The 22,881-nt window shown below is 68.9% G+C and carries 24 protein-coding genes; 17 read left to right on the forward strand and 7 right to left on the reverse strand.

Translation table 11 applies throughout. From position 1 onward, the window contains the following. Window positions 1–13: 13 nt before the first annotated feature. A complete protein-coding gene (locus tag BR07_RS0108225; RefSeq protein ID WP_027505027.1) occupies window positions 14–316 on the reverse strand; it encodes a hypothetical protein in 303 nt (100 codons plus the stop codon). A 198-nt stretch (window positions 317–514) separates the two neighbouring features. Between BR07_RS0108225 and BR07_RS0108230 the strand changes: the two genes are divergently transcribed. Genes BR07_RS0108230 through dprA form a run of 3 tightly spaced genes read left to right on the forward strand, consistent with a single transcriptional unit; the run spans window position 515 to window position 3,536 of the window. Further along, window positions 515–871 carry a YraN family protein gene (locus BR07_RS0108230; protein ID WP_027505028.1) on the forward strand — a complete coding sequence of 119 codons (357 nt, stop codon included), beginning with the start codon at window positions 515–517 and terminating at the stop codon, window positions 869–871. After that, window positions 871–2,382: a YifB family Mg chelatase-like AAA ATPase gene (locus BR07_RS0108235; protein WP_027505029.1), complete on the forward strand. Its 1,512-nt coding sequence runs from the start codon at window positions 871–873 to the stop codon at window positions 2,380–2,382. The genes BR07_RS0108230 and BR07_RS0108235 overlap by 1 nt, the downstream gene beginning before the upstream one ends. Continuing rightward, window positions 2,334–3,536 (forward strand): DNA-processing protein DprA, encoded by a 1,203-nt coding sequence (dprA, locus tag BR07_RS0108240; protein ID WP_051613247.1) that lies wholly within the window; start codon window positions 2,334–2,336, stop codon window positions 3,534–3,536. Before BR07_RS0108235 ends, dprA begins: the two co-directional genes overlap by 49 nt. On the opposite strand, the gene BR07_RS23850 is transcribed toward dprA, so the two are convergent. Next, window positions 3,456–4,787: a DNA cytosine methyltransferase gene (locus BR07_RS23850; RefSeq protein WP_081821169.1), complete on the reverse strand. Its 1,332-nt coding sequence runs from the start codon at window positions 4,785–4,787 to the stop codon at window positions 3,456–3,458. The genes dprA and BR07_RS23850 overlap by 81 nt on opposite strands. Before the next feature lie 250 nt (window positions 4,788–5,037). Between BR07_RS23850 and BR07_RS0108250 the strand changes: the two genes are divergently transcribed. The 4 genes from BR07_RS0108250 (at window position 5,038) to BR07_RS23855 (ending at window position 8,436) form a co-directional block, all read left to right on the forward strand. Further along, entirely contained in the window at window positions 5,038–5,382 is a 345-nt protein-coding gene (locus BR07_RS0108250) for a histone-like nucleoid-structuring protein Lsr2 (protein WP_027505031.1), read from the forward strand. Window positions 5,383–5,472: 90 nt separating this feature from the next. Then, window positions 5,473–6,216, forward strand: a complete 744-nt coding sequence (locus tag BR07_RS0108255; RefSeq protein ID WP_027505032.1) for a siderophore-interacting protein — start codon at window positions 5,473–5,475, stop codon at window positions 6,214–6,216. Continuing rightward, window positions 6,200–7,129 carry a tyrosine recombinase XerC gene (locus tag BR07_RS0108260; RefSeq protein ID WP_027505033.1) on the forward strand — a complete coding sequence of 310 codons (930 nt, stop codon included), beginning with the start codon at window positions 6,200–6,202 and terminating at the stop codon, window positions 7,127–7,129. Before BR07_RS0108255 ends, BR07_RS0108260 begins: the two co-directional genes overlap by 17 nt. A 134-nt stretch (window positions 7,130–7,263) precedes the next feature. Next, window positions 7,264–8,436: a MinD/ParA family ATP-binding protein gene (locus BR07_RS23855; RefSeq protein WP_374197718.1), complete on the forward strand. Its 1,173-nt coding sequence runs from the start codon at window positions 7,264–7,266 to the stop codon at window positions 8,434–8,436. Between the two features lie 7 nt (window positions 8,437–8,443). Here the strand turns inward: BR07_RS23855 and BR07_RS0108270 are convergent, their stop codons facing one another. Beyond that, window positions 8,444–8,983: a M23 family metallopeptidase gene (locus BR07_RS0108270; protein WP_037185288.1), complete on the reverse strand. Its 540-nt coding sequence runs from the start codon at window positions 8,981–8,983 to the stop codon at window positions 8,444–8,446. A gap of 355 nt (window positions 8,984–9,338) precedes the next feature. Here BR07_RS0108270 and rpsB point away from each other — a divergent pair, with 355 nt between their 5' ends. The 7 genes from rpsB to BR07_RS0108305 all read left to right on the forward strand — a co-directional run bounded on the left by rpsB (window position 9,339) and on the right by BR07_RS0108305 (window position 16,815). Then, entirely contained in the window at window positions 9,339–10,271 is a 933-nt protein-coding gene (gene rpsB, locus BR07_RS0108275; protein WP_027505035.1) for a 30S ribosomal protein S2, read from the forward strand. Window positions 10,272–10,399: 128 nt separating this feature from the next. Next, window positions 10,400–11,224: a translation elongation factor Ts gene (gene tsf, locus BR07_RS0108280; RefSeq protein WP_027505036.1), complete on the forward strand. Its 825-nt coding sequence runs from the start codon at window positions 10,400–10,402 to the stop codon at window positions 11,222–11,224. Window positions 11,225–11,380: 156 nt separating this feature from the next. Continuing rightward, complete coding sequence (pyrH, locus tag BR07_RS0108285) at window positions 11,381–12,106, forward strand: UMP kinase (protein WP_027505037.1); 726 nt, start codon at window positions 11,381–11,383, stop codon at window positions 12,104–12,106. Between the two features lie 49 nt (window positions 12,107–12,155). Next, window positions 12,156–12,713: a ribosome recycling factor gene (gene frr, locus BR07_RS0108290; RefSeq protein ID WP_027505038.1), complete on the forward strand. Its 558-nt coding sequence runs from the start codon at window positions 12,156–12,158 to the stop codon at window positions 12,711–12,713. Window positions 12,714–12,757: 44 nt separating this feature from the next. Then, the gene (locus BR07_RS0108295) at window positions 12,758–13,624 is read left to right on the forward strand and encodes a phosphatidate cytidylyltransferase (RefSeq protein ID WP_037185291.1); all 867 of its coding nucleotides are present in this window, start codon (window positions 12,758–12,760) and stop codon (window positions 13,622–13,624) included. A gap of 22 nt (window positions 13,625–13,646) precedes the next feature. Continuing rightward, window positions 13,647–14,342 (forward strand): class I SAM-dependent methyltransferase, encoded by a 696-nt coding sequence (locus BR07_RS0108300; protein WP_027505040.1) that lies wholly within the window; start codon window positions 13,647–13,649, stop codon window positions 14,340–14,342. Window positions 14,343–14,439: 97 nt separating this feature from the next. Further along, window positions 14,440–16,815, forward strand: a complete 2,376-nt coding sequence (locus BR07_RS0108305; RefSeq protein ID WP_027505041.1) for an ATP-binding cassette domain-containing protein — start codon at window positions 14,440–14,442, stop codon at window positions 16,813–16,815. A gap of 3 nt (window positions 16,816–16,818) precedes the next feature. Here the strand turns inward: BR07_RS0108305 and BR07_RS0108310 are convergent, their stop codons facing one another. Together BR07_RS0108310 and BR07_RS0108315 are read right to left on the reverse strand one after the other, a co-directional pair. Continuing rightward, window positions 16,819–17,664 (reverse strand): HpcH/HpaI aldolase/citrate lyase family protein, encoded by an 846-nt coding sequence (locus BR07_RS0108310; protein WP_197027755.1) that lies wholly within the window; start codon window positions 17,662–17,664, stop codon window positions 16,819–16,821. Between the two features lie 178 nt (window positions 17,665–17,842). Further along, window positions 17,843–18,235 carry a LapA family protein gene (locus BR07_RS0108315; protein WP_027505043.1) on the reverse strand — a complete coding sequence of 131 codons (393 nt, stop codon included), beginning with the start codon at window positions 18,233–18,235 and terminating at the stop codon, window positions 17,843–17,845. Window positions 18,236–18,326: 91 nt separating this feature from the next. Between BR07_RS0108315 and rlmN the strand changes: the two genes are divergently transcribed. Next, a complete protein-coding gene (rlmN, locus tag BR07_RS0108320) occupies window positions 18,327–19,439 on the forward strand; it encodes a 23S rRNA (adenine(2503)-C(2))-methyltransferase RlmN (RefSeq protein ID WP_027505044.1) in 1,113 nt (370 codons plus the stop codon). 4 nt (window positions 19,440–19,443) lie between these two features. On the opposite strand, the gene BR07_RS0108325 is transcribed toward rlmN, so the two are convergent. Both BR07_RS0108325 and BR07_RS0108330 read right to left on the reverse strand, forming a co-directional pair. After that, window positions 19,444–19,722, reverse strand: coding sequence for a DUF2631 domain-containing protein (locus BR07_RS0108325; protein WP_037185298.1), 279 nt, complete (start codon window positions 19,720–19,722; stop codon window positions 19,444–19,446). A 100-nt stretch (window positions 19,723–19,822) separates the two neighbouring features. Continuing rightward, the gene (locus BR07_RS0108330) at window positions 19,823–20,356 is read right to left on the reverse strand and encodes a DUF1990 family protein (RefSeq protein ID WP_051613190.1); all 534 of its coding nucleotides are present in this window, start codon (window positions 20,354–20,356) and stop codon (window positions 19,823–19,825) included. Window positions 20,357–20,463: 107 nt separating this feature from the next. On the opposite strand from BR07_RS0108330, the gene dxr reads away from it, so the two are divergent. Continuing rightward, a complete protein-coding gene (gene dxr / locus BR07_RS0108335; RefSeq protein ID WP_027505047.1) occupies window positions 20,464–21,606 on the forward strand; it encodes a 1-deoxy-D-xylulose-5-phosphate reductoisomerase in 1,143 nt (380 codons plus the stop codon). 8 nt (window positions 21,607–21,614) lie between these two features. After that, a complete protein-coding gene (locus tag BR07_RS0108340; RefSeq protein WP_027505048.1) occupies window positions 21,615–22,826 on the forward strand; it encodes a M50 family metallopeptidase in 1,212 nt (403 codons plus the stop codon). Window positions 22,827–22,881: the final 55 nt, after the last annotated feature.

Raw genomic sequence — 22,881 nt, forward strand, 5'->3', positions numbered from 1 at the left:
CTTCCCGAGTGAATCAGCGCTGATCCGTTCCCAGGATGCGCGCGTTGAGGTGCCACCCCTCGTAGCCGTCGTCCACGCCTCTGCGCTGGTCGTGCTCGATCGACGCGCGCGGAATGGACAGGATGCGTGCCGTCCGTAGCGCCCACGAGTAGTCGCCGCACCCCACCTCCCTGGTCGATTCCCGACCCAGCGCATCGTTCGACGTCCACAGCAGTGCATAGGGGTGAGCGGGCCGCCGATCGTCCGGCACGCGGCGGAGAAGGAACTCACTGCCGGACGGCGTCCCGCTCGCCGACGAGTCGCGTGCAGTGTTCATGACCCGATCATCGCAAACCCCACGGCCGAGCGCCGCGCAACAGGGGGTTTCGGTGGTCCGTCATCCCCGGGTCGAGCGTCGTCCCCGGGTTTTCTGCGGCCGCAGGTCGGCGCCGCGGCACGGTCGCCGCGTGCCTGCACAGTCGTGCTCCGACACCGGGTGTGCCCACCACCGGGCACCGGGTCGGCGAGGGGAGCCATGGCGACGAACGCGGAAATGGGCAGAGCGGGCGAGGAAGCTGCCGCGTCGTATCTGACGACGGTGGGTCTGCGGATTCTCGACCGCAACTGGCGGTGCCGGCACGGCGAGGTCGACATCATCGGCGTGGACGGCGACACCGTCGTGTTCGTCGAGGTGAAGACCCGCTCCGGCGACGGGTACGGCACTCCGGCCGAGGCGGTCACGCCGGCGAAGGCGCAGCGCATCCACCGGCTGGCCGGGCTGTGGCTCGCCGAGCGGTCCGGTCCGTGGGTGCCGGTGCGGTTCGACGTCGTGGAGGTCGTGATCGCCGACGGCCGGGGGCCTCTGCTCTCGCATCTGAGGGCGGCGTTCTGATGGCGCTGGGACGGACGTTCTCGGTCGCCGTCACTGGCATCGACGGCATCCTGGTAGAGATCGAGGCCGACGTGGGGCGGGGCCTGCCGGGCGTGCACGTGGTCGGACTCCCCGATGCGGCGCTGCAGGAGTCACGGGACCGAGTGCGGGCCGCGGTGAACAACTCCGGCCAGAGCTGGCCCGCGTCCAAGGTGGTGCTCGCGCTGTCGCCGGCCACACTCCCGAAAGTGGGATCCGTGTACGACCTGGCACTGGCGTGCGCGGTGCTCGGCGCCGCCAAGGTGGTGCCGCCGGGTCTGTTGGCCTCGACGGTGCTGGTGGGGGAGCTGGCACTCGACGGGCGGGTGCGGAGCGTGCGCGGGGTCCTTCCCGCCGTGCTCGCCGCACGCGGAGCGGGATGGACTCGCGTGGTGGTGCCGCAGGACAGCCTCGTCGAGGCGGGCCTGGTGGGCGGGATCGAGGTCCTCGGGGCCGCGCATCTGCGGCAGGTGATCGAGTGGCTCTCGCACCGGTGCACTCTCCCGGAACCGATGCCGACACGGCCGGGTCCGGAGCCCCGGTACGGCGATCTCGCCGACGTGGTCGGACAGTCCGAAGCACGCTGGGCTCTCGAGGTCGCGGCCGCCGGCGCACACCATCTGATGTTCACGGGGCCGCCCGGTATCGGCAAGACGATGCTCGCGGGTCGGCTGCCCGGACTGCTGCCGCCGCTGACGGAGGGTCAGGCCCTGGAGGTGACGGCGGTGCACTCCGTCGCGGGGACACTCACGGCGGAGTGTCCGTTGATCACCACCGCCCCGTTCATCGCGCCGCATCACACCACCTCGGTGGCGGCACTGGTGGGCGGCGGAAGCGGCATGGCGCGACCGGGTGCGGTGAGCCGGGCGCACCACGGCGTGCTCTTCCTGGACGAGTGCGCCGAGATGTCGGTGCGCGTGCTGGAGGCACTGCGTACCCCGCTGGAGGACGGCGAGGTGCGCATCGCGCGGCGCGACGGGGTCGCCCGCTATCCCGCTCGCTTCCAACTGGTGCTGGCGGCCAATCCGTGTCCGTGCGCCTCGCCGCGGACCGCCGACTGCGTGTGTGCGCCGAACGCCCGCCGGCGCTACCTCGGCAAGCTGTCCGGACCACTGCTCGACCGGGTGGACCTGCGGCTGTCGATGCAGCCCGCTGCGACCGGAATGTTGACCGACGACGTGGGGGAGACGACCGAGGTGGTGCGCGGCAGAGTGACGGCAGCGCGGCAGGCGGCGGCGGAACGGTGGTCCGAGTTCGGCTGGCGGACCAATGCCGAAGTACCCGGATCGGCACTGCGCCAGCGCTTCCGGCTCGAACGCGAGGCGTTGATCCCGATCGAACGGGCGCTGCGGCGCGGTGGCATCACGGCGCGGGGCGCGGACCGCATCCTGCGCTTGGCCTGGACGCTCGGCGACCTCGAGGGGCGGATGTCTCCGGGACCCGAATGCGTGGCGTCGGCGATGAGTTTTCGCGAACAGGGGAGTGGCGTGTGAGTGGAGCGGAGAATCCGGAGACCCTGGCGTGGGCGTACGTCTCGACGGTGGTGCAGGGTCCGTCGCGCGCCGTCGAGCAGCTCATCGCGTCGCGCGGAGTGGTGGACGCCGCGGCGACGATGCGCACCGGGGACGTTCCGAAGGCGGTGTGGGACCGCGTGTCGGCGCGGGCACATCTCGACACCGCCGCGGCGAGCCTCGACCTGATGGCTGCGATGGACGGTCGACTGGTGGTGCCGTCGGACGAGGAGTGGCCCGCCTGGCGGTTCCTCGGATTCGAGCGGCCGGACGGGGCTCTGCCCACTCGCGACGGCGGTGCGCCGTTGGCGTTGTGGGTGGTGGGTCCGGCGCCGGTGGCGTCGTCCACGGAGCGGGCGGTGGCCGTGGTGGGAACGCGCGCCGCGACGAGCTACGGGGAGCACGTGACGGGTGAGATCGCGGGAGACCTGGCCGTGGACGGGTGGACGGTGGTCTCCGGCGGCGCGTACGGCATCGACGGTGCGGCGCATCGCGCCGCGCTGGGCGTGGGCGGCTGCACGGTGGCGGTGCTGGCGTGCGGCGTCGACCGGGCGTACCCGGCGGGGCACGAGCGTCTGCTGCGGAGAGTGTCGGAGACGGGTGCGGTGGTGTCGGAGTATCCGCCGGGCACACCACCCGCCCGGTACCGCTTCTTCTCCCGCAACAGGCTGGTGGCCGCACTGTGTGACGGCGTGGTCGTGGTCGAGGCGGGATGGCGCAGCGGGGCGCGTAACACGGCGTCGTGGGCACGGGCACTGGGGCGACCGGTCATGGCGGTACCGGGGCCGGTGACGTCCGCGTCGTCGACGGGGTGCCACCGGATGATCCGCGAGGGCGAAGCGCGTCTGGTGACGGGTGCCCGGGACGTGGTGGCCGAGGCGGGTGCGGTGGGTGCGGGTGTCGAGGACGACGACGACCGGGACGCCCTGTTCGGCCGCGATCTCGATCGCCTGCCGCAGACTCCCGCCCGCGTGCTGGACGCGTTCCCGGCCACGGGAGCCCGAACGGTGCAGCAACTGTCCGTGGACTCCGGCGTGCCCGTGTCGGCGGTGCGGTCAGCGCTGGTGGTCCTCGAGATCGAGGGACACGCCGGCCGCGACGAGGCGGGATGGGTGCGCATCGAGAAGATCCGGTGAGGGCTGTGCCGGGAGCAGGTCCTCTGCCCGCAGGGAGGTGCCGGGCAGGATCGCGTCGCGCAGGTCCGGCTTGACGCCGCTGATGATCCAGGTGCACAGCGCGGCGAGCTGAGCGGACACGAGCGGCGGTACCGCGTCCCCGATGTGGCGGTACATGTTCGACAGCGATCGCGCGCGGAACACGTAGTCGTCCGGAAAACCGTTCAGCAGGGCCAACTCTCGCACCGTGCACAGCCGGTCCTGCTCGGGATGGGTGTAGCGGCCGTTGCCGAAGTGGGCGCACTCCCGTTTGACGGTGGGCGCGGGACGGTCCCACCACAGTCGGCCGTAGACGTCGGGGTGCGACCCCAGGCGCCCGGCGGCGACGAGGCGCTGCATCGCGGGCGTCAGGTGGTCGTCGCCGCCGGGGGCGGACCTGAGGTCGAGCCAGGAACCGCCGTCGTGGGGGAGGGCGTGGAGGCGGCGGCGGGTCGACTCACGACCGATGCTGGGCGAGAGGTGCATCGGATCGCCGGACGCCGTCTCACCGGCCTCGACGCGGGGCAGGTGGCCGATCGCGCGACGCACCGTGATCGCCTCCGGTGCGATGGTCCTGCCCTCCCACAATTCGGAAAGAGTGTGCAATTCGTGATCGCGCCGCACCGCGACCACCAGGGATCTCTCGCGTCGTTGCGGTAAGCCGACCGTACTGAGCATGTGCACCGAGGCATCGACGTCGTAGCCGAGGTGATCCAACCGCAGAGCCAACGCGTCGAGATGACCACGGAAATTACCGCCGACCAATTCTCGTGCGTTTTCCATGACGAGGACGATCGGGCGCAGAGCCTCGACGGAGTCGGCGACACGGGTCACGAGCGAATTGCGTGGATCGTCGGTGAGATGATTTCGAGGATTTGCACGGGAGAAGCCGGTGCACGGCGGGCACGCGCTGAGTACGTCGAGTGGTCGTCCGTTCAGACGCGGGGCGAAGAGTCGCGCCAACTCGGCCCCGGTGACAGCGGAAAGATCCACGGCGTGCGGCACCGTTCCGATATTCGCCTCGTAGGACGCATTGCATTCGAGAGATCCGCGCGCACTGCTCGGTTTACCCAGTTGTGCGTCCGCCGCGCCGACGACATCGAAGGCGCCGTGTCGTGCGAAGCCGCAACTCATTCCGCCCGCACCGCTGAAGAGATCGACGAAGGTCAGCGAACCGGACGGTCTCGTCGTCGACGACACGGCACGCGTTTCCGAGAAACTCTGTGCGGTCATCCGTGAACCCTTCGTGGCCGACGTCGACGGGAGTGGCCGCGTCGAGTTTGCGTCCGTCACAGTACCGGCGACCGCGGTGAGCCCGATCGTCCCGTGTCGGTCACGAACAACAGGTCGTCGAATTCACGACCGAGATGTCGTGATTCGGATGTTGTCAGGGCGGTGTCGGGTCGGTGTCACGATGTCGGCCATCTCGGCTGTTATCTTGGAGGAAATTCTTTCTCCACCCGGTATCGAGGAGCGCAGTACAATGGCACGACGCACCACCGTCCAAATGATCGACGATGTCGACGGTTCACTCATCAAGGACGGGCAGGGCGAGACGGTCGAGTTCGCGGTCGGAGGCGTGTCCTATTCGATCGATCTCAACAGCAAGCACGCCAACGAGTTGTACGACCAATTCGCATTCTGGATCGAACACGCGGAGAAGGTGGGCGGCAAGAAGTCTCGCCGGAACGGGTCCGCCGCGGCGCCGAAGAAGGGCCGCCAGAATCTGCAGGACGTGCGGGCGTGGGCCAAGGAGAACGGCTTCGAGGTCAGCACCCGCGGGCGCATCAGCCAGGAGATCCAGGACGCGTACGACGCCGCGCACTGACCTGTCGTGGGGCCGGTCGGCGAATTAGGGTAGGCTAACCACGTCTTGCGCCCCACCGGCGGCAAGGCCCGTACCCGATGGAGGTGCCCTGTGGCGCGACGACTGACCACCCTGACCGTTCTCCGCACCGAGCGGCTCACCCCGCACATGGTGCGCGTGGTGCTCGGCGGTGCGAACTTCGACGAGTTCGCGCCGTCCGAGTTCACCGACAGCTACGTCAAGCTGCACTTCGGTGACGCCGACGAGCCGACGTTGCGCACCTACACGGTGCGATCGGTGGACACGCAGGCCCGCGAAGTCGCCATCGACTTCGTCGTCCACGGCGACGAGGGTGTCGCCGGCCCGTGGGCGCTGAGCGCCGCGGCGGGGGACCAGCTCTCGTTCTTCGGTCCCGCCGGCGCGTACTCGCCTCGTGCGGACGCAGACTGGCACCTTCTCGCCGGCGACGAGACGGGCGTGCCCGCCATCTCCGCAGCACTCGCGGCGCTTCCCGAGGGAGCCGTCGCGCGAGTGGTGCTCGAAGCAGCGAGTCCGGAGGACCGCGTCGAGATCGCGGCGCCGACCTCTGCCGACATCCGCTGGGTGTACCGCGACCAGGATCCGGGTGGCTCACCGCTGGCCGCCGCCGTCCGTGCGGTGGAGTGGCTGCCCGGTCAGCCTCATGTCTTCGTGCACGGTGAAGCGCAGTCCGTGATGCACGAGATCCGGCCTTACATCCGCAAAGAGCGTGGCGTGACTGCGGAATGGGCCTCGATATCGGGATACTGGCGTCGTGGCCGCACCGAGGAGGGATTCCGCACCTGGAAGCGAGAACTCGCTGCCAGCGAATCCTGACGATCTCGCGCTCCTCGCGAGATTCACCGAGCATCTCGCTCTGCAACGCAACCGCTCCGAGCACACCGTGCGCGCGTACGTCGGCGACGCCCGTGCTCTGATCGGCTTCTGTCGAGACGCGCACGGTGATCCGTCCGCGGCACTCGACGACGTGATCACACTTCGCTCCCTGCGCTCGTGGCTCGCCTCGATGTCGGTCGCGGGAGTGTCCCGCTCGACTCTCGCGCGTCGAGCGAGTTCGGCGCGCACCTTCACCGCGTGGTCGTGCACCGTCGGAGCACTCACCGCGGACCCGGCGGTGCGGCTGTCGGCACCGCCGTCGCGTCGGACGCTCCCGGGCGTGCTGCGTGAGCGTGACGCTCGGGACGCGATGACGGCCGCGACATCCGGTGCCGAGCAACAGGATCCGATGGCCCTGCGCGACAGGGTCGTCGTAGAGCTCTTGTACGCGACCGGAATCCGGGTCGGCGAACTGTGCGGTCTCGATGTGGACGACGTGGATCTCGACAGACGGGTGCTCCGCGTCCTCGGCAAGGGCGACAAGGAACGCGTCGTACCGTTCGGCGCGCCCGCGGAGGACGCGGTGGTGCAGTGGTCGACCGTGGGCCGCCCCGCCCTGGCCACACCGGACTCCGGCGCGGCCCTGCTCCTGGGGCGTCGCGGCGGACGCCTGAATCAGCGGCAGGCGCGCTCGGTGGTGCACGAGGTGCTGTCCGCCGTGCCCGGTGCCCCGGACCTGGGTCCGCACGGCCTCCGACACTCCGCCGCGACCCACCTGCTCGAGGGCGGCGCCGATCTCCGCGTGGTGCAGGAACTGCTCGGGCACGCGTCGCTCGCCACGACGCAGATCTACACCCATGTCTCCGTGGAGCGGCTGCGCGCGGTCCACGATCAGGCGCATCCGCGAGCCTGACGTCGGGTCCTGTCGACCACCTCGCACGCTCGTGCACGTTTGGTACCGTCTGCACGGGGGATGTGACCGTGCCGGCGCTGTGAACCACACCGTTCGTCCCTGATCGGCAATCGGAGCAGACCGTCGACAGGAGGGTGGGGACCGTGGATCGTCGAGACGACAGCCCGCACTCCTCAGGTCCCGGCAGCCGGGCGGGTACCAACGGACCCTGGTCTCCGCCCGAACCGGAACGATTCTCTCGGCCGTCCGTTCCGCCCTCCCACGTTCCCGCACCGCACCATCCGGGCCTCGCCGATCCGCGACGCGACTCGGCCGCCTTCGGTGCGGAGAGTCCGGTGCGCCGACCCGGGTCGCCCTTCGTCTCGCCGGCCCCGTCCTCCACACGGCCGGGGTGGCGCCGCACCCTGGATCGCGTCCTGGGCAGTGGGCGACCGGGTGGCCGTGGTGCGGTCGCCTCCGAGGCGGAGCGTCGCCATCAGATCGACCGCATTCGACAGCCGCTGCGCAGCGATTACCGGATCGCCTTCCTGTCCCTCAAGGGCGGGGTGGGCAAGACGACCGTCACCGTCGGGCTGGGGTCGGTGTTCGCTTCCTTGCGACGCGACGACGTCATCGCCGTCGACGCGAACCCCGACTTCGGAACGCTGGGGGAGCGCGTCCCGCGGCAGACGATGTCCACGGTGCGCGATCTCCTCGCTGCCCGGCCGACCATCCGGAGTTACGCCGACATCAGGGAGCACACCTCCCAGTCGTCGAGTCGTCTCGAGGTCGTCGCGGGGGAGCGTGACCCGGCCGCGTCGGAGGCGTTCACCGAACAGGACTACCGCGCGGTCATCGACACCCTCCGAGCGCACTACAACCTGATCCTCACCGACTGCGGCACGGGCATCATGCACTCGGCGATGGAGGGGGTGCTGTCGCTGGCGCACGCACTGGTGCTCGTCAGCTCGCCGGCGGTCGACGGCGCCAAGAGCGCCGCCGCGACCCTCGACTGGCTCGGGCTGCACGGGTACGCGCACCTCGTCGAGCGGACCGTCGTCGTCATCAGCGCCCACCGACCGGGCGCCGCGAGCATCGACATGGACGAACTCACCCGGCACTTCCTCGCGCGCTGCCGCGCCGTCGTGGTGATTCCCTTCGACGATCATCTGGCGGAGGGCTCCGTCGTCGATCTCGATCGACTGCGCCCCCGCACGCGCGCCGCCTTCATGGACCTGGCGGCGATGATGGCGGACGATTTCCCCGACGCGGAGGGCCGGCACGCGTCCGCGCCGCAGTCGACGCCGCAGCGTCATCGCGCGTACTGAAGGCGCCTCACTCGGGCTCGGCCAGGGGTTTCAGCACCACCACACCGCGGTCGACGAGAGCCGTGGGATCGAGGTAGTCACGGCCGCGACGCGCTCCCCAGTGCAGGCACCAGGCGGCGCCGCACCCCTGGTGACCTGCCTCGAGGACACCGATCGGCTGACCTCGTCGCAGCCGGGTGCCGACCGTGACGGTGGGCGTGACCGGCTCGTACGTCGTCCGGAGGCCGCCGGCATGGTCGATCGAGACGACGGGGCGGCCGGCGACCGCACCTGCGAACACGACGACGCCGTCCCCGGCCGCGACGACGGTGTGTGTCGGATCGGAGCCCGCATCGAGGTCGACGCCGCGATGGCCCGGCAGCCACCGCTCGGGTGGCGGGTCGTACGGGGTCACCACGGCGGGACGGGGCTGCAGCGGCCAGTCGAACGGGCGTCCGTCCGTCTCCGCGGCGGCTACGGATCCGGACGCCAGCAGGGCTGCCGTCAGCGCCGCGGACACGAGCGCCGAACGCGGCGACCAACGGCGGGCGGAGCGGAGACAGGTCATCCCCGCACTCTTGCGAACGCGACGACAGTGGTCCCGCGTCGAGCCACCGCACCCGGGGACGGACCGTCCTCCGTGCACAGGCGGTCGACCCGGTTATGACCTGCGGCGTCGCGGACGTACACTGACTTCTGCGGCCTGTCCACACGGGTCGACTTCGCGCGCTCGTCGCGCTTCGGTACGGAACGGCACCTGTCGATCCTCCACCGGAGCACGGGTTCGTCGGCTGGTCCTGCACTGCAGGTCCGACGGACGACGAGCGCCAGGGCACGACACACCTGCGGTACGACGGACCCACGGGTTCGGCGATCGACGGTGCTCGCGCATCAACCGGCACACGAAAGAGAGATCCACAGCTATGGCTGTCGTTACCATGAAGCAGCTGCTCGACAGCGGCACGCACTTCGGGCACCAGACCCGTCGTTGGAATCCGAAGATGAAGCGATTCATCTTCACCGATCGCAACGGCATCTACATCATCGACCTGCAGCAGACGCTGACGTACATCGATCAGGCGTACGAATTCGTCAAGGAGACCGTCGCCCACGGTGGCACCGTTCTCTTCGTCGGGACCAAGAAGCAGGCACAGGAGTCCATTGCGGCCGAGGCGACTCGGGTCGGAATGCCCTACGTGAACCAGCGCTGGCTCGGCGGCATGCTCACCAACTTCACCACTGTCCACAAGCGTCTGATCCGGCTCAAGGAACTCGAGTCGATGGAGCAGACCGGTGGCTTCGAGGGCCGCACGAAGAAGGAAATCCTCATGCTCACGCGTGAGATGACCAAGCTCGATCGCACCCTCGGTGGTATCCGGGACATGTCCAAGGTCCCGTCGGCGATCTGGATCGTCGACACCAACAAGGAGCACCTCGCGGTCGCCGAGGCTCGCAAGCTGAACATCCCGGTCATCGCGATCCTGGACACCAACTGCGACCCCGACGTCGTCGACTACCCGATCCCGGGCAACGACGACGCGATCCGTTCCGCAGCACTCCTCACCAAGGTCGTGGCGTCCGCCGTGGCCGAGGGCGTGCAGGCGCGTGCCGGCCGCAACGCCGGTACGGACGAGAAGCCCGAGGTCGGTGCCGGCGAGCCCCTGGCCGAGTGGGAGCTCGAGCAGCTCTCGCAGGCCTCCCCGGCCGCCGAGGCGACGCAGCAGGCCGCTGCCGAGACCCCGGCAGCCACCGACACACCCGTCACGGAGGCTCCGGCCGCCGAGGGCGCGAACGGTGCGGCGGCTCCCGCCGAGACCGAGGCACCCGTCGCGGACGTTCCCACCGCGCAGAACTGATCACGGTCGAGACCCGGTGTGCCCGTTAGTGGCGCACCGGGTCTCGTTCTGATTCACCCCCTCTCTCGTCACACACGAGACGCATCACCCGTGCGTCTCCACGAGCAATGCAAGGAGGCTCGCCCACGATGGCGAACTACACTGCCGCCGACGTCAAGCGGCTCCGTGAGCTGACCGGCTCCGGCATGTTGGACTGCAAGAACGCGCTCGCCGACAACGACGGTGACTTCGACAAGGCCGTCGAGCAGCTCCGTATCAAGGGCGCGAAGGACGTCGGCAAGCGCGCCGAGCGTTCCACCGCCGAGGGTCTCGTCGTCGCGAAGAACGGTGTCCTCCTCGAGATCAACTCGGAGACCGACTTCGTCGCCAAGAACGAGGAGTTCCAGAACTTCGCGCAGTCCATCGCGGACGTGGCGGCCGAGGGCAAGCCGGCCGACGTCGACGCCCTGAAGGCGCTGCAGCTCGACGGCAAGACCGTCGACGCCGCACTGCAGGAGCTCTCGGCCAAGATCGGCGAGAAGCTCGAGATCCGTCGCGTCGTCTCCTTCGACGGTCCGGTCGCGACCTACCTGCACAAGCGCAGCTCGGACCTCCCGCCCGCCGTCGGTGTCCTCGTCGAGTACACCGGTGAGGGCGAGGCCGCAGCCGAGGCCGCTCGCGGCGCAGCGATGCAGGTCGCCGCGCTCAAGGCCAAGTACGTCACCCGCGACGAGGTCCCCGCCGACATCGTCGAGGGCGAGCGCCGCATCGCGGAGCAGACCGCCCGCGAGGAGGGCAAGCCCGAGCAGGCACTGCCCAAGATCATCGAGGGTCGCGTCAACGGCTACTACAAGGACGTCGTGCTGACCGAGCAGTCCTCGGTCCAGGACAGCAAGAAGACCGTCAAGGCTCTTCTCGCCGACGCCGGAGTCACCATCACGCGCTTCGTGCGTTTCGAGGTCGGCTCCAACTGAGCCTCGTGACACCCGAGTGACGTCATGACCGTGCCGTCCACCCCGATGGGTGGACGGCACAGTCATGTGCGCCCCGTGCCGACGCATGGGGCAAGATCAGGCGCAACAGTGTCGTGCGGACACCGACCCGCACACGCCCCACGGACAGGAGCCTTCATGACCGAGTCGTCGCCCGCCCGCACCGGATTCTCCCGAGTGCTGCTCAAACTGGGCGGTGAGATGTTCGGTGGTGGCCAGGTCGGGCTCGATCCCGACGTGGTGCAGAAGGTGGCGGAGGAGATCGCGGACGTCGTCCGTTCGGGTGTCCAGGTCGCCGTCGTCATCGGCGGCGGGAACTTCTTCCGCGGAGCCGAGCTCCAGGTGCGCGGTATGGACCGGTCCCGCTCCGACTACATGGGCATGCTGGGCACCGTCATGAACTGCCTCGCCCTGCAGGACTTCCTCGAGAAGCAGGGCATCACCACGCGCGTGCAGACGGCCATCACCATGGGGCAGGTCGCCGAGCCGTACATCCCGCTGCGCGCCGAACGCCACCTCGAGAAGGGGCGCGTGGTCATCTTCGGAGCCGGCATGGGCATGCCGTACTTCTCCACCGACACCACGGCGGCGCAGCGTGCGCTCGAGATCGGCGCGGAAGTGGTGCTGATGGCCAAGGGTGTCGACGGGGTCTACTCCGCGGACCCGCGCGAGGATCCGACCGCCACGATGTACACCGAGATCTCGCACCGCGAGGTCATCGAGAAGGGGCTGAAGGTGGCCGATGCCACAGCCTTCAGCCTCTGCATGGACAATGGGATGCCGATCATGGTCTTCAATCTGCTCACCGAGGGAAACATCGCGCGAGCGGTGTCGGGTGAGAAGATCGGAACCCTGGTCAAGTGAGTCACCACGTGCAGTCGCTGCACACTCGAGGTTTTCGGAAGGAACGGTCGTGATCGACGAAGCGCTCTTCGACGCCGAAGAGAGAATGGAAAAGGCCGTCACGGTCGCGCAGAACGATCTGTCGTCCATTCGGACGGGTCGCGCGAACCCGGGGATGTTCTCGAAGATCGTGGTCGAGTACTACGGCTCGCTGACCCCCATCACCCAGCTCGCGGGCATCAACGTGCCCGAGGCGCGCATGGTGATCGTCAAGCCGTACGAGCAGGCCCAGTTGGGCCCCATCGAGACTGCGATCCGCAACTCGGACCTGGGGTTCAACCCGTCCAACGACGGACACATCATCCGGATCTCGATCCCGCAGCTCACCGAGGAGCGGCGCCGCGAGTACGTCAAGCAGGCCAAGAGCAAGGGTGAGGACGCGAAGGTGTCCATCCGCAACGTCCGCCGCAAGGTGATGGACGAGCTCAAGCGCATCCAGAAGGACGGCGAGGCAGGCGAGGACGAGGTCACGCGTGCGGAGGCCGAGCTCGACAAGACCACCGCGAAGTACGTGGCGCAGGTGGACGAGATCGTGAAGAACAAGGAAGCGGAACTGATGGAGGTGTGACCTCCGCACGTCCCGGTGGCCCAGATGAAGTGAAACGAGAAGCAGTGTCCGTATCGGCCGACAACGGTTCGACCGCCGATCCCGCCCCGAAGACCTCGCGGGCGGGCCGCGACCTCCCCGCGGCGATCGCGGTCGGCGGCGCACTGGGCGTGTCGCTCATCGTCGTCCTGGTCCTGGTTCCGCTCGTGTTCATCGGCATCGCCGCGGCCGCGGTCGCCGTCGCCTCGTGGGAGGTGACGAAGCGGCTGCGGGAGTCCGACATCTCCGTGCCCCGGATCCCGGTGATCCTCGGAGGTCAGGCGATGATCTGGCTCGCGTGGCCGTTCGGCGCACTGGGCGCGCTCAGTGCGTTCGCCGCGACGGTACTGGTCACGATGGTCTGGCGCCTGTTGTCCGGTGGTCTGGACGTGGCACCGAAGAACTACCTGCGCGACTGCGCGATCTCGATCTTCGTCCTGTCGTGGCTGCCGCTGTTCGGTGCGTTCGCGGCGTTGCTGACCCTCGAGGACGACGGCGGCTCGCGCGTCCTCGTGCTCATGATCGCGGTGGTGTGTTCGGACGTCGGCGGCTACGCGGCCGGAGTCCTGTTCGGACGGCATGCGATGGCGCCGGCCATCAGCCCGAAGAAGTCCTGGGAGGGGCTCGGCGGATCGCTGCTCTTCAGTGTCGTCGGGTGCGTCCTCACCGTCACGTTCCTGCTGGACGCGAACCCGTTCGTGGGGGCCCTGCTGGGCGTGCTCATCGTTTTCTCCGCGACGCTCGGCGACCTGGTCGAGTCGCAGGTCAAGCGGGAGCTCGGGATCAAGGACATGGGGACGATGCTTCCCGGTCACGGCGGACTGATGGACCGCCTCGACTCCGTTCTGCCCAGCATCCTCGTGACGTGGATCGTTCTGACGATCTTCGTCTGATCCTGTGCCCGGTCGCGACGGCGTGATCGCCAGCCCGAACATCTGGAACTGGCCCGACGTGTACGAGGCCGAGAATCGCGCCCAGGACGTCACCGGCGAGATCGAGGCGGTGCTGCGGGATCTCACGCCGTGGGCGGGACGCGACGTCGTCGACGTCGGATGCGGAACCGGATTCCATCTGCCTCTGTTCGCCCGCGAGGCACGGTCCGTGGTCGGTGTCGAACCACACCCACCACTGATCGAGCGTGCTCGGCACCGGGTCGCGGGCTCGGCTGTGCGGGTGCTCCGGGGGACTGCGGATCGGCTGCCGCTGGAGGACTGCTCGGCGGACGTCGTGCACGCCAGGACGGCCTACTTCTTCGGGCCGGGATGCGGGCCGGGCATCACCGAGGCCATGCGCGTCCTGCGCCCCGGGGGTGTGGTGGTGGTGGTGGATCTCGACGCCACGGTCGATCCGTACGGAGGATGGATGCGCCGCGACCTGCCGCACTACGACCCCCTCACCGTCGAACGATTCTTCGCCGCGCAGGGTTTCGACCTGCGCCGGGTCCGGACGCGGTGGTCGTTCGCGGACCGCGAGGAGGCCGCTGCGGTGCTGGGAATCGAGTTCTCGCCGCGGGTGGCCGCTCGCGCGCTGCGGCAGCTCACCGGCACGTCCGTCGAGGTCGGATACCGGGTGCACACTCGTCGCAGACCGCACGGACTCGAGACGGCCTGAGCCGCCGCGTCGGCGATCAGGAATCGAGAAGCAGCCCCGATGCGCACCGGCTACCGTGTCCGCTGACCCGTTCGCTGCACCACGAAGGACATCAGCCATGGCCACGAAGTCGAGTACCGCACGGCACGTCGCCGACACCCACGATGTCATCCGGGTGCAGGGGGCGAGAGTCAACACTCTGCAGAACGTGAGCGTCGACCTCCCGAAGCGCCGTTTGACGGTCTTCACCGGCGTGTCCGGATCGGGCAAGAGTTCGTTGGTGTTCGGCACGATCGCCGCCGAGTCCCAGCGCATGATCAACGAGACGTACAGCGCGTTCGTGCAGGGGTTCATGCCCAGTCTCGCGCGGCCCGACGTGGATCTGCTCGACGGTCTGACGACGGCCATCATCGTGGACCAGCAGCGGCTCGGCGCCGATCCGAGGTCCACCGTCGGTACCGCCACCGACGCCAACGCGATGCTGCGCATCCTCTTCAGCCGTCTCGGACAGCCGTACGTGGGCTCCCCGCAGGCGTTCTCGTTCAACGTGGCGTCCATCTCCGGTGCGGGAGCGGTGACGGTGGAGAAGGGCGGACGTCAGACAAAGGAGAAGCGCACCTTCAGCATCACCGGCGGGATGTGTCCGCGGTGCGAGGGGCGCGGCTCCGTCTCCGACATCGACCTCACGGCGCTCTTCGACGACAGCAAGTCGCTCAACGAGGGTGCGATCACGATCCCCGGCTACAGCATGGAGGGGTGGTACGGGAGGATCTTCCGCGGCTCCGGCTACTTCGATCCGGACAAGCCCATCGCGAAGTTCACCAAGCGCCAGCGCGAGGACCTGCTGTACCGGGAGCCGACCAAGATCCAGGTGGACGGCATCAATCTCACGTACTCCGGACTGATTCCCCAGATCCAGAAGTCGTTCCTGTCCAAGGACGTCGACGCGATGCAGCCGCACATCCGGGCGTTCGTCGAACGCGCGGTGACCTTCGCCGTGTGCCCGGAGTGCGACGGCACGCGGCTCAACGAGGGTGCACGGTCCTCGAAGATCGACGGCGTGTCGATCGCCGACGCGTGCGCCATGCAGATCAGCGATCTCGCAACGTGGATCCGCGGAGTGTCGGCACCGTCCGTGGCCCCGCTGCTCGCCTCGCTGGGAGACACCCTCGACTCGTTCCGGGAGATCGGACTGGGCTATCTGAGTCTCGACCGGCCGGCGGGCACGCTCTCCGGTGGTGAAGCGCAGCGCACCAAGATGATCCGACACCTCGGATCGTCGCTCACCGACGTCACCTACGTCTTCGACGAACCCACCACCGGACTCCATCCCCACGACATCGCCAACATGAACGATCTGTTGATCCGGTTGCGCGACAAGGGAAACACGGTGCTCGTCGTCGAGCACAAGCCCGAGACGATCGTCATCGCCGACCACGTCGTCGATCTCGGACCCGGCGCCGGAACGGCCGGTGGCACGGTGTGCTTCGAGGGCACCGTCGAGGGGCTGCGGACGAGTGACACCATCACGGGCCGGCACTTCGACGACCGCGCCGCGGTGAAGGACGCGGTGCGCACGTCGACCGGAGCGGTGGAGATCCGCGGCGCCGATTCGCACAACCTGAAGTCGGTGGACGTCGACGTGCCCCTCGGGGTCCTGGTGGTCGTGACCGGGGTCGCCGGGTCGGGCAAGAGTTCGTTGATCCACGGCTCGCTCTCGGGCCGCGAGGACGTCGTGGCCGTCGATCAGGGCGCGATCCGCGGCTCGCGGCGCAGCAACCCCGCGACCTACACGGGTCTCCTCGAGCCGATCCGGAAGGCCTTCGCCAAGGTCAACGGAGTGAAGCCGGCTCTCTTCAGCGCGAATTCGGAGGGAGCGTGCCCGACGTGCAACGGCAACGGGGTGATCTACAGCGACCTCGCGATGATGGCCGGAGTCGCCACCGTGTGCGAGCTGTGCGAGGGCCGACGGTTCCAGAACTCGGTCCTCGAGTACCACCTCGGCGGCCGCGACATCAGCGAGGTGCTCGCGATGTCGGTGGCGCAGGCACAGGAGTTCTTCGCCGACGGTGACGCCGCGCTACCGGCGGCGCATCGAATCCTGACCCGCCTGAACGACGTTGGCCTGGGCTATCTGAAGATCGGTCAGCCGCTGACCACACTGTCCGGCGGCGAGCGTCAGCGGCTGAAGCTGGCGACGCACATGGGGGACAAGGGCGGCATCCTGGTCCTCGACGAGCCCACGACGGGACTGCATCTCGCCGACGTCGAGCAGTTGCTCGCCCTGCTCGACAGGCTGGTGGACGCCGGGAAGTCGGTGATCGTCATCGAGCATCACCAGGCCGTGATGGCCCATGCGGACTGGATCATCGACCTCGGACCGGGCGCCGGGCACGACGGTGGCACCGTGGTCTACGAAGGAACACCCGCGGACCTGGTCGCGGCACGGTCCACCCTCACGGGTGAACACCTCGCCGTGTACGTCGAGCGGTGACCGTCAGCCGATCGAGAAGACCGCGGCCTGAGCGGTGATCTTCTTCGCCTTGGCCAGGCGGGGGAGGTCGCTGCCGTCGCGCACGCCGGAGCCGTCCTCACCGAGCTGGGCGATGACGTCCCGAGCCCACGCCACATCGGCAGCGCTGGGTGCGAGTTCGCGGTTGACGATGGGGCCCTGATCGGAGTGCATGCACAGCTTGCCGGTCATGCCCATGGAGACGGTGAGCTGGCTGTCGCGGCTCAGCATGCTGTCGTTGACGGCGAGGGTGGGGCCGTCGATGGGGCCGGGAAGCCGGGCGGCGCGGCTCGACACGACGAGCCGGGCGCGCGGGTAGGCCATCGCCATCGGGTCGTCGCTCATGCCGGTGTCGCGCCGGAAGTCGCCGCTGCCGAACGCCAGGCGGAAGGTGGCCTCGGCGCGCGCGATCTCAGGGGCAGCCTCGAGACCCATGGCCGACTCCACCAGCGCCACGATCCGGCAACCGTGACCCAATCGGTCGGCGGTGGCCTCGACCTGGCTTCCGCTCTCGGTCTTGGCGAGCATGACGCCCTCGAGGGTGTCGATGCCGCGCAGCGCGTCGAGATCGTCGGCCCAGTACGGCGTCGTGGCGTCGTTGATGCGTACCCAGGCGCGGCCGCCGGCACGGAGCCAGGACACGACGGCATCGCGTGCGGCGGGCTTCGCGCCCGGTGCGACGGCGTCCTCGATGTCCAGGATCACGGCGTCGACGGCGGACTCTGCGGCCGGGGTGAAGAGTTCCGGCTTGCTCGCAGGAACGAGAAGCCACGAGCGCGCCTTGTCGGCGGCCACTCCAGATAGCACGGGGTTCTCCAGGAAGGTCGTCACGTGTGCAGTCCTCGCTCGGTGTGTCGCTCGTGGGTCGCGTCGAGCTGCGACTCGTACCGTTCGATCACCACTGTGCACGGCAGACCACCACACGTGAAGGTTGTGTCAATAGTGTTCACGTGCGCGACGGAACACCGACGGCCGCGACGTGAGATCGCTCACGACGGCGGCCGACGAACTACTTGCGCTTGGCGGCCCGGCGGACCTGCAGGATGCGCACTCCACCCGCGGTGGCCATGACGAGTGCACCGGCGACCGCGGCGAGGAGCATGCCGATGCCGATGGGCAGGTCGAAGGTCCAGCCGAACAAGTGAATCGGGACGCTGTCGAGGTTCTGGATGATGAACACCATCAGGACGACCAGGATGATCGCGCCCACCACGAGACCGGTGTAGAGCGCCGCCGCACGGGTGTGCTTGACGCCGTCGGGCGTCTTTCCCTGCGCCAGGCGGGTGTCCGTGGGCCCGGTCTGCTCGACGGGGAGACCCGCGGCGGTGGAGGAGGTGTCCAGAGGGGCGTCCGTGCCGGTCAGGGCGTTCGGATCGGATGCATCGTGCGATGAGCGGGCCATGTACAGATCATGCTGTACGGAGGTGGCGAATGCACGTCTGCCCCGACCGTGCCCGACAGTGTCGCCGAACAGTGAGAGAATGGTGCTCACTATGGCACCCATCGCTCTCCCTCTCGTGTTCGACGCTCCCCGTCGCGGCATGCCCGCGAAGCACCTCGCCGACCTCGACGCGGACCAGCGTCGAGCGGCCGTCGCCGAGCTGGGCCTGCCGGCGTTCCGCGCCGACCAGCTGGCGCGGCAGTACTACTCCCGGCTGGAGGCGGACCCGGCGAAGATGACCGATCTTCCGGCGTCGGTCCGCGAGAAGGTCGGGGACGCGCTGTTCCCGACGTTGCTCACGCCCGTCAAGCACATTGCCTGCGACGGCGGGGACACGCGCAAGACGCTGTGGAAGGCCGCCGACGGCACTCTGCTCGAGTCGGTTCTCATGCGGTACCCGGATCGCGCGACGCTGTGCATCTCGAGCCAGGCCGGGTGTGGCATGGCCTGCCCGTTCTGCGCCACCGGCCAGGCCGGCCTGCAACGCAACCTCTCCACGGCCGAGATCGTCGACCAGGTGCGGAGCGCTGCGGCGGATCTCCGCGACGGTGCGGTCGAGGGCGGCGAGGGGCGACTGTCCAACGTCGTCTTCATGGGGATGGGGGAGCCGCTCGCGAACTACAAGCGCGTCGTCGCGGCGGTCAAACGGATCGTCTCGCCCGCGCCGGAGGGCCTCGGCCTGTCACAGCGCTCGGTGACGGTGTCCACCGTCGGGCTCGCGCCCGCGATCCGCAAGCTGGCCGACGAGGGTCTGACGGTGACGCTGGCCGTGTCGCTGCACTGCCCGGACGACGAACTGCGCGACACGCTCGTCCCCGTCAACAACCGCTGGCCCATCGCCGAGGTCCTCGACGCGGCGCGCTACTACGCCGACACCACGGGGCGACGGGTCTCGATCGAGTACGCGCTGATCCGCGACATCAACGATCAGCCGTGGCGAGCGGACATGCTGGCCAAGAAGCTCAAGCGCGCCCTGGGGGCGCTGGTCCACGTGAACCTGATCCCGCTCAATCCGACACCCGGCAGCGAGTGGGACGCCAGTCCCAAGCCGGTGGAGCAGGAATTCGTGCGACGCGTCCGTGCGCACGGAGTCTCGTGCACCGTGCGTGACACGCGGGGTCAGGAGATCGCGGCGGCCTGCGGGCAGCTGGCCGCCGAGAACTGAGCCGTCAGGAGCGGCGCGGCTTGCGGCGGAGCAGGATGTCGCGGACCAGCAGGCCTGCGATGGCCACGGCGAAGCCGACGAGCCAGATGTCCTCGACCCGGCCCGTGTGGTTACCGATGATCATGACCAGCAGGATCGCGACGGTGACCCAGCCCGCGATGCGCGAGGTACGGGGGCCTTCGCCGCTCCACCCCCACTCCGCAGACGGCACCTCGGCGGTGCTGACCTTGGTCGTGGGAACGCGCTCGACGTCCGAAGCCTGGTTGCGGCTGATGTCGGTCACGGCCGATCCTCCTGAAAGTCTGTGATGCAGGTGGTCCCTGGTGGGCTGAATCCTAGCGCGCTGTACGACCGGCCGTCGTAGGGGCAGTCGCCACGACGTGTCAGGCGGTGAGGGCCGCGATGTAGCGACCGGTCGCGATGCGCTGGGTCGCCCTGTTGAGGGGCCCGCCCAGTGCGACGACCCTGTTGCCGGGCCGCGAGAAGGCGCGGATGTGGGCGGTCACGGCATCGGTGACCGGATCGTGTCGGACGGTGAAGCGCTCCTCACCCGACTCGGGGTGACCCGGCAGCGTGCCGTACGCGAAGCCCCGGTGGTGCGACTCGTCGATCACCTCGACTACCCGGCACGGGATGCGGACCGGACCGAGTAGCAGGACCACCACGGTGTCGACGGTCGCCGACGCCGCGCTCGACCGCACCCGCAGCCCGGCGCCGCGATGCATGTCCCACTCGACGATGCGGCGTCCGGCCCGCTCGAAAAGTTCGAGGCCGGTCCCGATGCGCTTCTCCACGTCGACGTGGTGGTAACCCGCCGGCATCGACTCGTGCGCGGTCCCTCCGATCTCGGCGTACGTGAGGGGCGTCGAGAAGTACGAGTCCGGATCGGCGGACGGGAGCAGGGGCACGCCGTCCATCCTCACACGGTGAGCCGCAGTTGCCCGCTCACCGTGCTCTCAGTGAGGTCGTCCACACTGTCCAGGTGACGGAACAGAAGGCACGTGGGACCGACGGACCCGTGCGGGTGCTGGTGCTCGGCAGTACGGGGTCCATCGGCACCCAGGCGCTCGAGGTGATGGCGGCTCGACCGGACCGTTTCACCGTGGTCGGGCTGGCCGCCGGCGGAGGCAACGTCGATCTGTTGCGTCGACAGATCGCCGAGACCGGTGTCCGCGACGTGGCGGTGGCCGACGTCGACGCTGCGCGGACCGTGGACACGCCGGGGCTGCGCTCGGGGGCCGACGCGGCGACGTCGTTGGTCCGCGAGGTGCAGGCCGACGTGGTCCTCAACGCGCTCGTCGGGTCTCTCGGTCTGCCGCCGACGCTCGCTGCGCTGGAATCGGGAGCTCGACTGGCGTTGGCGAACAAGGAGTCTCTCGTGGCGGGCGGCTCGCTGGTCACGTCCGCGGCGGCTCCGGGCCAGATCGTTCCCGTCGACTCCGAGCACTCGGCTCTCGCCCAGTGCCTGCGCGGCGGTCGCGCCGACGAGGTGGCGCGACTGGTGGTCACGGCGTCCGGTGGGCCGTTCCGCGGCTGGGATCGCGAGGGCCTCGAGTCCGTGACGCCGGAGCAGGCCGGCAAGCACCCCACCTGGTCGATGGGGCCGATGAACACGTTGAACTCGGCCACCCTGGTGAACAAGGGCCTCGAGGTGATCGAGGCGCATCTGCTGTTCGGCATCCCGTACGACCGCATCGACGTCACCGTGCATCCGCAGTCCATCGTCCACTCGATGGTCACGTTCACCGACGGATCGACGCTAGCTCAGGCCAGCCCGCCGGACATGAAGCTGCCGATCGCGCTGGCACTCGGATGGCCTGATCGCATCGCCGGCGCCGCGACGGCCCTGGACTTCACCCGAGCCCACACGTGGGACTTCGAACCACTCGACGACGAGGTGTTCCCCGCGGTCGAGCTCGCGCGCACCGCCGGCGCGCTGGGCGGCTGCATGACGGCGGTCTACAACGCGGCGAACGAGATCGCCGCCGAGGCGTTCCTCGACGGGCGCCTGTCGTTCCCGCAGATCGTGGACGTCGTGTCCGACGTGGTCGACGCCGGACGCGGCGACTGGTCCGCGGAACCGTCTACGGTGGACGACGTTCTCGCAGCGGACACGTGGGCTCGGGGCACCGCCCGCACACTCGCCGCCGCACGATCGAAAGGCTGAACGAGAAGATGGTGTTCGTTCTCGGTGTGATCGCCTTCGCGATCTGCATCGGCATCTCGATCGCGCTCCACGAGTGCGGGCACATGTGGGTGGCCAAGGCCACCGGCATGAAGGTGCGCCGCTACTACATCGGGTTCGGGCCCAAGATCTTCTCCTGGCGTCGCGGCGAGACCGAGTACGGACTCAAGGCGATCCCGGCCGGTGGCTTCTGCGACATCGCGGGCATGACGGCGGTCGACGAGCTCGCTCCCGACGAGGTCGAGCGCGCGATGTACAAGCAGAAGACCTGGAAGCGCCTCGCCGTGATGTTCGGCGGGATCGCGATGAACTTCGTGCTGGCGTTCGTGCTGGTGTACACCCTCGCCCTCGGCTGGGGTCTGCCCAATCGCGACACGACGGCCACCGTGGCGGGGACCCAGTGCGTGGCCCCGCAGAACGTCGAGGGCGACATGGCGCCCTGCTCGGGTCCCGGTCCCGCGGGTGCCGCGGGCATCCGGGACGGTGACGTCATCACCGCCGTGAACGGTGAGTCGACGCCCACGTTCGGCGACGTCGTCGCGGTGATCCAGGACGAGCGTGGATCGGTGTCCGTCACGGTCGAGCGGGCCGGTGAGACCCTCACCGTGCCCGTCGACGTGCAGGAGACGGACCGTCTCTTCGCCGTCGAGAACGGCGCACCCGACGCCACGGAGCTGCGCACGGTCGGCGCCATCGGCGTCGCCCGCACCCCACTCACCCTCGACTACGACGCGGTGTCCGCCATCGGCGGATCGGCCTCCTACACGGTGTTCATCGCGGGGCAGACGGTGCAGGCCATCGTCGATCTCCCCAGCAAGGTGGGGGCACTGTGGACGTCGATCACCGGTGGTGAGCGGGATCCGAACACTCCCATCAGCGTGGTCGGTGCCAGCGTCATCGGCGGTCAGGCGGCGGAACGCGGCCTGTGGGAGGTCTTCGTCACGCTGTTGGCGACCCTCAACTTCTTCCTCGGTGCCTTCAACCTGCTCCCGTTGCTCCCGCTCGACGGCGGTCACATAGCGGTGACCGTCTACGAGGGCATCCGGAACAAGATCCGCTCGCTGCGGGGGCTGGGCAAGGGTGCGCCCGTGAACTACCTCAAGCTGATGCCGGTGACGTACGTCGTCATTCTCATCGGCGGCGCGTTCATGCTCCTGACCCTCACCGCCGACATCGTGAACCCCATTCAGATCTTCCGCTAGAAGCGCAGGTCCGGCGTGACGGCGCGAACACACGGCGGTCCTCCCGGCGCGACTA

Source organism: Rhodococcus sp. UNC23MFCrub1.1 (assembly GCF_000686025.1).
Taxonomy (GTDB): Bacteria; Actinomycetota; Actinomycetes; order Mycobacteriales; family Mycobacteriaceae; genus Rhodococcoides.